We start from the raw sequence: 2414 nt of genomic DNA on the forward strand, positions 1-2414 counted from the left end.
GCTGCCACCCCTGCGGGTGGCAGCTTCCCGGAACCCGCACGGGCGGGCGGCTCAGCCCATCGCGTTCGCGAAGCTCGCGACGATGGCGATGACCACCACGATGGCGGCGATCAGGCCGAGCATCTGCAGCAGTTTCTTCTGCCCGCCCTGCGGGTTCGGGTCCAGTACCGGCATGCCGCCGAGCCTAACCGACGGCCTCGTCCTCGATGTGCCGGGCCCTGGCCGCCCGCAGGCCGACCAGCATCTGCGGCACCAGCAGCAGCGCGAGCAGGCCCAGCGGCAGGTACCACCGGCCGGTGCTCTGGTAGAGCGCGCCCATCAGGATCGGGCCCGGGATGGAGATCAGGTAGCCCAGGCTCTGGGCGAACGCCGACAGCTGGGCCACCCCGCCCGGGGTGCGGGCGCGCAGGCCGAGCATGGTCAGCGCCAGCGGGAACGCGCACATCGACAGGCCGACCAGGACGGCCCACAGCCACGGCACGGTGCCGGCGGCGAGCATCAGCCCGAGGAAGCCGGCGATCCCGCACAGGCCCAGCACCACCACGTACAGGCGCTGGTCGCCGCGCCGGGCCGCCAGGTTCGGCAGCAGGAAGGAGACCGGCACGCTGACCGCCATCACCACGGCCAGCAGCACGCCGGACGCGGACTCCGACACCCCGGCGTCGTGGTAGATCTTCGGCAGCCAGCCCATCGCGCCGTACGCGCTGGTCGACTGCAGGCCGAAGAACGCGGCCAGCGCCCACGCGGTGCGGCTGCGCAGGATCGGCAGCTTCTGCGGCGCGGCCGCCGGGGGCGCCGCGGCCGTGCCGGGCCGCTCCCGGCGCAGGAACAGCACCACCAGCCAGACCGCCAGCGCGGCCACCGCGAGCAGGCCCCAGACGCCCAGGCCGAGCCGCCAACTGCCGCCCATCGCGTCGGTCAGCGGGACGGTGGTGGCGGCGGCCAGCGAGGTGCCCACCGACAGCGCCATCGAGTACAGGCCGATCATCGGCGCGACCCGGTCCGGGAAGTACCGCTTGATCACCACCGGCAGCAGCACGTTCGCCAGCGCGACCCCGGCCAGCGCCACCGCGGTCAGCAGCAGGAAGACCGCGGCGGAGCCGGTGAACGAGCGGGCCAGCACGCCCGCCGCGATCGCCGCCATCGCGGCCGTCACCACGGCGACCGGGCCCAGCCGCCGGGCCAGGGCCGGCGCGCAGACGCCCAGCAGGGCGAAGCACAGCGGCGGCACCGCGGCCAGCAGCCCGGCCGTGGTGGCGCTCATCCCCAGGCCCGCGCGGACCGGGTCGAGCAGCGCGCCGAGGCTGGTCACCACGGGGCGCAGGTTCACCGCGGCGGCGGCCACCGCGACGGCGAGCAGGACGGCTCCGGCCTGGCGGGCGGGAGCGGCCGCCGGCGCGGCGGGGGCGGTGGACGCAGTGGCTGGTCGGTGGCTCTCGGTCTCGGTGGCGGAGGGGTCTGCTGCGGTAGACATGGCGTAATCATAGAATCATGGGATGACTTACCGCACCCCGGTATCCTGATGACGTAGACCACAGAAGGAGCACCTGCCTTGGCGCTGTCGACCACTCGCCGCACCCCGCTCTCCGACCAGGTGATCGCCCAGCTCCGGGCCCAGATCACCTCCGGCGAGTGGCCGGTGGGATCACGCATCCCCACCGAAGCGGAGCTCGTCGACCAGCTCGGCGTCGCCCGCAACACCGTCCGCGAGGCCGTCCGCGCCCTCGCCCACAACGGGCTGCTCGACATCCGCCAGGGCTCCGGCACCTACGTCCTGGCCACCAGCGAGCTCGCAGGCGTCATGCACCGCCGCTTCGCCGACGCCGACCAGGACCAGGTCGCCGAGCTGCGCTCCACCCTGGAGACCTCCGCCGCCGGCTTCGCCGCCCTCCGCCGCACCCCGCGCGACCTCGAACTCCTCGACGCCGCGCTCGCCCGCCGGGACGCCGCCTGGCACGCCGGCGACCCCGAGGACTTCGTCCAGGCCGACGCCGCGTTCCACCAGGCGGTGGTCGCCGCCGCCCACAACGACGTCCTGGCCGCCGTCTACGCCGACCTCGGCGAGGTCCTGCGCGCCCACCTGCGCCACGACGTCGGCCCCGACCTGCTCCCCCACCGCTGGGTCCCGCACGCCGCGATCCTCGACGCGATCCGGGCCGGCGACCCGGAGAAGGCCGCCGACGAGGCGGGCCGCGCCATCGGCTTCTGCAAGAAGAACCCCTGAACGACGGGACGCGAAACCAGGGGCCCGGCAAGAACGGCGGGACGCGCATTCAGGGGCCCGGCAAGAACGGCGGGACGCGAATCCAGGGGCCCGGGGAACGGCGGGTCCGTGCTGCTGACGGCCGGAGCCCACCGAAGGTCCGTGCTGCTGCGTGCCGTAAACAGAACCCGAAGCCGATGCGCGCCACGGC

The 2414-nt window shown here is 74.4% G+C and carries 3 protein-coding genes; 1 reads left to right on the forward strand and 2 read right to left on the reverse strand.

Features of this window, described 5'->3' with window-relative positions; translation table 11 throughout:
* Positions 1-51: 51 nt before the first annotated feature.
* Both ACFUEL_RS38565 and ACFUEL_RS38570 read right to left on the reverse strand, forming a co-directional pair.
* Positions 52-174 (reverse strand): SGM_5486 family transporter-associated protein, encoded by a 123-nt coding sequence (locus ACFUEL_RS38565; protein ID WP_254897998.1) that lies wholly within the window; start codon positions 172-174, stop codon positions 52-54.
* 10 nt (positions 175-184) lie between these two features.
* The gene (locus ACFUEL_RS38570; protein ID WP_380242709.1) at positions 185-1474 is read right to left on the reverse strand and encodes an MFS transporter; all 1290 of its coding nucleotides are present in this window, start codon (positions 1472-1474) and stop codon (positions 185-187) included.
* A 78-nt stretch (positions 1475-1552) separates the two neighbouring features.
* On the opposite strand from ACFUEL_RS38570, the gene ACFUEL_RS38575 reads away from it, so the two are divergent.
* Complete coding sequence (locus tag ACFUEL_RS38575; protein WP_380242710.1) at positions 1553-2224, forward strand: FadR/GntR family transcriptional regulator; 672 nt, start codon at positions 1553-1555, stop codon at positions 2222-2224.
* The last annotated feature ends 190 nt before the right edge of the window (positions 2225-2414 follow it).

It is taken from the genome of Kitasatospora sp. NPDC057198 (assembly GCF_042670125.1).
Lineage (GTDB): Bacteria > Actinomycetota > Actinomycetes > Streptomycetales > Streptomycetaceae > Kitasatospora.